The sequence below is a fragment of the Pseudarthrobacter arbutini genome, from assembly GCF_054510915.1.
Window position 1 is genome coordinate 254901 of the sequence record NZ_JBTNDQ010000004.1, and the last position, 6000, is coordinate 260900.

The following is a 6000-nucleotide window of genomic DNA, read 5'->3' on the forward strand; positions in this document are numbered from 1 at the left end:
ACGAGCCTAACCCCGGCTCCGCCTCCAGGCGCCGGGACCCGGCGTCGGGGCGAGCCGCAGCTGCTGGCGGCGCACCCAGTCGCGGGCGGTGGGCTTCCCGGCGGCCACAGCGTCCGCGCTGCCCAGGGAAAGCACGACGGCGGTCAGCGCCGCGAGCTCTTCGGCCGACGGTTGCCCTTTGACCACAGAAAGCAGGGCTTGCGCGTCGTCCACCACCGGCTTGTCCGCACTCACAGCGGGATGTTCCCGTGCTTTTTGGTGGGCAGGCTCGCCCGCTTGTCGCGGAGGGCGCGGAGGCCCTTGATGATCTGGCCCCGGGTATCGGACGGTGCGATGACCGCGTCCACGTAGCCCAGCTGGGCGGCCTGGTAGGGGTTCAGCAACTCTTCTTCGTACTGGCGGATAACGTCGGCGCGCCGGGCCTCAACGTCCCCGCCGGCCTCGGCAACTGCGGCCAGGTCGCGGCGGTACAGGATGTTGACGGCGCCCTGGGCGCCCATCACGCCGATCTGCGCCGTGGGCCACGCCAGGTTCAGGTCCGCGCCGAGTTTCTTGGAGCCCATCACGATGTACGCTCCGCCGTAGGCCTTGCGCGTGATGACCGTCAGCTTGGGGACGGTGGCTTCGGCGTAGGCGTACAGCAGCTTGGCGCCGCGGCGGATGATGCCCTGGAACTCCTGGTCCTTGCCGGGCAGGAAGCCGGGGACATCCACCAGGGTGATGATGGGGACGTTGAACGCGTCGCAGTTCCGGACGAAGCGGGCGGCCTTCTCCGAGGCTGCAATGTCCAGCGTGCCGGCGAACTGCAGCGGCTGGTTGGCCACGATCCCCACGGTGTGTCCCTCAACCCGGCCGTAGCCGATCATCACGTTGGGGGCGTAGAGGGACTGCATCTCCAGGAAATGTGCGTCGTCAACGATCTGCTCGATGACTGTGCGCATGTCGTACGGCTGGTTGGCCGAGTCCGGGACGAGCGTGTCCAGGGCCAGGTCGTCGTCGTTGATCTCCAGCTCCTGCTGGTGCTCCAGCACCGGGGCCTCTGCGAGGTTGTTGGACGGCAGGAAGTCCAGCAGCTCGCGGACGAACTCGATGGCATCGGCTTCGTCGGAGGCGAGGTACGTGGAGGTGCCTGTGTTGGCATTGTGCTGGCGGGCGCCGCCGAGGGTTTCCATGTCCACGTCTTCGCCCGTGACGGTCTTGATGACGTCCGGTCCCGTGATGAACATGTGCGAGGTTTTGTCCACCATCACCACGTAGTCCGTGAGGGCGGGGGAGTAGGCCGCGCCGCCGGCGGACGGTCCCATGATGAGCGAGATCTGCGGGACGACGCCGGAAGCGTGGACGTTATTGCGGAAGATGTCGGCAAACATGGCCAGCGAGGCCACGCCTTCCTGGATGCGGGCACCGCCGCCGTCGAGGATGCCCACTACAGGGCAGCCGTTGCGCAGGGCGAATTCCTGGACCTTGACGATCTTCTCGCCGTTGACCTGGCTCAACGATCCGCCGTAGACCGAGAAGTCCTGGCTGTAGACGGCAACGGGACGCCCGTCCACGGTGCCGTAGCCGGAGACCAGCCCGTCGCCGAGCGGCTTCTTCTTTTCCATACCGAAGGCGGTGGAGCGGTGCACGGCAAGTGCGTCAAGCTCCACAAACGAGCCTTCGTCCAGCAGGAGTTCCACGCGCTCGCGGGCGGTGTTCTTGCCGCGGGCGTGCTGCTTTTCGATGGCTTCGGGGCCGGAGGGTTGTTCTGCACGGGCCTGGCGGTCGCGGAAATCGGCGATCTTTCCCGCTGTCGTTGTCAGATCGTGGCTCATCAAGTGTCTCCGGCTCTGTAGCAGATTGGTGCTGTAACAATGTGGTGCTGCGTGCGGTGGTAGCTGGCAGGTCAGGCGCGGGATTTAAGTAGATTCCACACAAAAGACGAACCCTGCTGGCTAGTCTAATGACGCATCTGCGTGGGACGACTGTAGAAAACCTACAATTTTCCGCACTTTCCAGCGGCCAGCACTATGTTACTCGCCAGTAACACACCTCGGCTACAGTGGAGCCATGACTTCCAGCAACGACGCAAGGTCCACTGCCGCAACGCCGTACCAGGCCACCGGGTCCCTTCGCGGCCGCACCATTCTGATGTCCGGCGGCAGCCGCGGCATCGGGCTGGCCATTGCCACCCGGGCCGCACAGGACGGTGCCAATATTGTCCTCATGGCCAAGACCGGCCAGCCCCACGCCAAGCTGGCAGGCACCGTCTTCAGCGCCGCCGAGCAGGTGGAGGCTGCCGGGGGCAACGCCCTGGCAATCGTCGGTGATGTGCGCAGCGACGAAGACGTCGCAGGAGCCGTGGCGGCCGCCGTCGAACGCTTCGGCGGGATCGACATCGTGCTCAACAATGCGTCCGCGATCGATCTCTCCACCACCGACGACGTGGACATGAAACGCTACGACCTGATGCAGGACATCAACGTCCGCGGCACGTTCCTGCTGTCCAAGCTGTCACTGCCCGCCCTGCGCAAATCGGCCCACGCACACATCCTGACGCTGTCGCCGCCCCTGAACCTTGACCCCCACTGGGCAGGCAGGCACCTGGCCTACACCATGGCCAAATACGGGATGAGCCTCACCACGCTGGGCCTTGCCGAAGAACTCAAGGCCGACGGCATCAACGTCAACTCGCTCTGGCCGTGCACCCTCATCGATACCGCGGCCATCCGGAACATGCCCGGCGGCCAGGAGATCGTCCAGGCCGCGCGCGGACCACAGATCATGGCCGACGCAGCCCACGCCGTCCTGACCGGCAGCAACCTGGCCGGCCCCGGTGCACCCAGCGGCAACTTCTATACGGACGAACAGGTGCTCCGCGCGGCGGGTGTCACCGACTTCCGTCCGTACAGCCTCGGGGCCGCGGAGGATCGGCTGGTTCCGGACATATTCCTCTGAGCCGCGGGTTCCAGTCATGTGGCTGCGGGAACAGCCAGCGGCGGCGCCTGAGTCGATAGGATTCAACCATGGATGACTCACACACCCCAGGAAATCCGTTGGATCGCGGAGCCTTGGCGGACCAGGATTTCCTGGCGGCCACAGGCATCGCCAAGGTGGTGGTGGTGGACTCCACCGGTTCCACCAACGCGGACCTCCTGCGCTCGGTGACGGTTGAGCCAAAGGAGTGGCCGGACCTGTCAGTGCTGACGGCCGAGTACCAGACCGCCGCCCGCGGACGCCTGGACCGGCGGTGGGAAGCGCCGCCGCTGAGCTCAGTGTCGGTGTCCCTGGTCCTGCGGCCCGCCAATGCCGAGGGCAGGCCCCTGCCCACGCACACGTATTCGTGGCTGTCACTGCTGGGCGCGTTGGCGCTGCGGGAGACGCTGCTTGAGACCGCGGGTATTCCGGCCGAGCTCAAGTGGCCCAATGACGTCCTGGTCCGTGGCCGCAAGATCGCCGGGATCCTGGCCCAGCTGGGGCCCATGGGGGACGGTTCTGTTCCACCGGTCATTTTGGGGACCGGCTTGAACGTGACGTTGACCGCGTCGGAACTCCCGGTGCCCACAGCGACGTCGGTTGCCCTGGAAGAACCGCTGACCGTTGATCGGACCGTGCTGCTCAAGAGCTACCTCGCCCATTTCGCCGTGCTCTACCGCGGCTTCTGCAATGCCGACGGCGACCCCACCGCCGGGATTGCCGGCGGCCCTTCGCTTCACAAACGGGTGGAGTCCGCCATGGTGACGCTGGGCAAGCAGGTGCGCGCGCAGCTGCCCGGTGACCACGAGATCATCGGGCACGCTTCGAGGCTGGACGAGTACGGCTCACTGCTGGTGGTGGACAAGGACCGCCGCGAGCATGTGGTCACCGCCGGCGATGTTGTCCACCTGCGCCCGTGGACCCCGCCGGGCCAGGGCGCTGAAAGCGGCTATGCGTAAAGGCCTCGTGCCGGGCGAGCAGGTCATTACGATCACCCGCCCGCAGCCGAGGAAGCTGGCCGGCCCGGCCGCAGCCTTCATTGCGGCACCGGCCGCTGCAGCTTTTGCCAGTGCCTGGACCGTGCGGGGTGAGGCTACCCGGCTGGTGCCGGTGGCTTCCGCTGACTGGACACCGTGGATCGTCCTGGCATGCGTCCTGGCCGCTGCGTGGATATGGTTGGCATATTGCCTGCCTCGGCTGCTGCGGTGGCAGGCAACCCGGTACATCCTCACGAGCAGGCGGATTGTTGCCCGCTACGGCATGATGCGGCGCCGGGACGAGCAGGTCAACCTCGCGTCGATCCGCAACGTGACGGTCCACCAGTCGGTGCTGCAGCGCATATTGCGCTCCGGGAATATATCCTTGGAAACCGGGTACCAAGGTGTGGTGAACATCCAGGACGTCCCGGAAGCCGTGCGGTTCCGGGACTTCGTGCTGGATGCGATTGACGAACTGCCTGTGGGCGGGGACCCGGGGACTGATGAGATATCGGATGACATAGACGAAGCGTTGCCGTGGGAGTTGAGAGAAGGTGGAGACGATGAACGATGAGGACCAGCGGGACGAAGCGGACCTGCCGGCTCCCGCCGTGCCCGAAACTGCCCACCCGGCAACAGGCACACTCTCTCCGGAACGAGTGGCTGCCAAGGCTCTCGAGACCCGGCTGTTGGGCGGCGAACGGAAGCTGCGGCGCCGTGAGGTGGCCGCCGGCGCAGGGCTGTCCCTCCTTTCTGCCCGGAAGCTGTGGCGTGCCCTCGGCTTCCCGAACTTCGGCGACGAAGACGTCGCCTTCACCGAACGGGATCAGGCTGCGCTGTCCACCGTGGTTGACCTGGTCCGCACCGGGGTGCTGACCGAGGAAGCCGCCATCTCCGTGACCCGGTCCATCGGGCAGATGACCGACCGCATGGTGGTCTGGCAGATCGAGGCCCTGGTGGAGGACATGGTCCACGAACAGGGCGTCACGGACGCTGTGGCCCGCAAGCGCCTGGTGAAGGAACTTCCCTCCCTGCTGGATGCACTAGAGGAGATGCTGGTCTATTCGTGGCGGCGGCAACTCAATGCCGGCGTGCAACGCCTGGCCGTGCGCGCCGAAGCCGGCCTGCAGGCCAGCGAAGAAGGCCGCGATGGCGATGAAGACGATGCCCCGCTGCCGTTGGCCCGCGCCGTCGGCTTTGCTGACCTGGTCTCCTATACGAGTCTCTCCCGCCGGATGAATGAAAAAACGCTCGCGCGGCTGGTCCAGCGCTTTGAGAACAAATGCGCCGAGATCATTTCCGTTGGCGGCGGGCGCCTGGTCAAGACCGTAGGTGACGAAGTCCTGTACATTGCGGAAACGCCGGCTGCCGGAGCCGAGATCTCACTGGCCCTGGCACAGGCGTTCACCGAAGACGAGATCCTGCCGGAAGCGCGGGTGGCGATGGTCTGGGGCAGGATCCTGTCCCGGCTGGGGGACATCTACGGCCCCACGGTCAACCTCGCCGCCCGGCTCACCACGTTGGCGGATCCGGGAACCGTCCTGATCGACTCCATGACTGCATCCGCGCTGGACCAGGACAAGCGCTTCATTCTCGTTCCGCAGCCTGCTGAAAATGTCCGCGGGTTCGGCGAAATCCATCCCGTGCTTCTGGCACGCGGACAAGGAAAAGGCCTGGTCCTGGACTAGCGCGTTACCGTCCCCACGTATTTATCCACTTGATGGTGAATGCCGCTATAGTCGGTTGTGCCCGGCTGCAGCGGACCGTACATCGGCCCGGCCGGAGTCTTATCTGGGGAGATACTGGTCATGAAACTTCGCCGAACGGCGCGCGCCACAAATCCGCGTGCCACAAATGCGCGCGCAGGAATCGGCGCGGGCTGGACCACCCGCCGCGGCATCCTGCGCTCCCGCGGCGTTGCGGGGACGGCTCTTGCTGCTGCTGTGGTTGTCCTGGTGACCGGTGCGATCATCTATCCGGGGTTCAAGACCACTGAGGTGGAGTTGAACGACGGCGGCGTGTGGGTAGTCAGTAAATCCAAGAATGCGGTGGGTCGGCTGAATTATCC

7 protein-coding genes are annotated in these 6000 nt (G+C 65.7%); 5 read left to right on the forward strand and 2 right to left on the reverse strand.

All coding sequences use genetic code 11. The features are described 5' to 3' along the window. Positions 1 to 6: 6 nt before the first annotated feature. Together ACX80V_RS06800 and ACX80V_RS06805 are read right to left on the reverse strand one after the other, a co-directional pair. Complete coding sequence (locus ACX80V_RS06800) at positions 7 to 234, reverse strand: acyl-CoA carboxylase subunit epsilon (RefSeq protein WP_485842498.1); 228 nt, start codon at positions 232 to 234, stop codon at positions 7 to 9. Continuing rightward, on the reverse strand, positions 231 to 1814 hold the full coding sequence (locus ACX80V_RS06805) for an acyl-CoA carboxylase subunit beta (RefSeq protein WP_485842499.1): 1584 nt from the start codon (positions 1812 to 1814) through the stop codon (positions 231 to 233). Before ACX80V_RS06805 ends, ACX80V_RS06800 begins: the two co-directional genes overlap by 4 nt. 235 nt (positions 1815 to 2049) lie before the next feature. Between ACX80V_RS06805 and ACX80V_RS06810 the strand changes: the two genes are divergently transcribed. The 5 genes from ACX80V_RS06810 to ACX80V_RS06830 all read left to right on the forward strand — a co-directional run. Continuing rightward, positions 2050 to 2937 (forward strand): SDR family oxidoreductase, encoded by an 888-nt coding sequence (locus tag ACX80V_RS06810; RefSeq protein ID WP_485842500.1) that lies wholly within the window; start codon positions 2050 to 2052, stop codon positions 2935 to 2937. Between the two features lie 68 nt (positions 2938 to 3005). Further along, positions 3006 to 3914: a biotin--[acetyl-CoA-carboxylase] ligase gene (locus tag ACX80V_RS06815; RefSeq protein ID WP_485842501.1), complete on the forward strand. Its 909-nt coding sequence runs from the start codon at positions 3006 to 3008 to the stop codon at positions 3912 to 3914. Continuing rightward, positions 3907 to 4506, forward strand: coding sequence for a PH domain-containing protein (locus ACX80V_RS06820; protein ID WP_485842502.1), 600 nt, complete (start codon positions 3907 to 3909; stop codon positions 4504 to 4506). Before ACX80V_RS06815 ends, ACX80V_RS06820 begins: the two co-directional genes overlap by 8 nt. After that, positions 4496 to 5620 (forward strand): adenylate/guanylate cyclase domain-containing protein, encoded by a 1125-nt coding sequence (locus ACX80V_RS06825; protein WP_056348150.1) that lies wholly within the window; start codon positions 4496 to 4498, stop codon positions 5618 to 5620. Before ACX80V_RS06820 ends, ACX80V_RS06825 begins: the two co-directional genes overlap by 11 nt. 120 nt (positions 5621 to 5740) lie before the next feature. Next, a partial coding sequence (locus ACX80V_RS06830; protein ID WP_485842503.1) for a hypothetical protein occupies positions 5741 to 6000 on the forward strand: 260 nt, incomplete at its 3' end.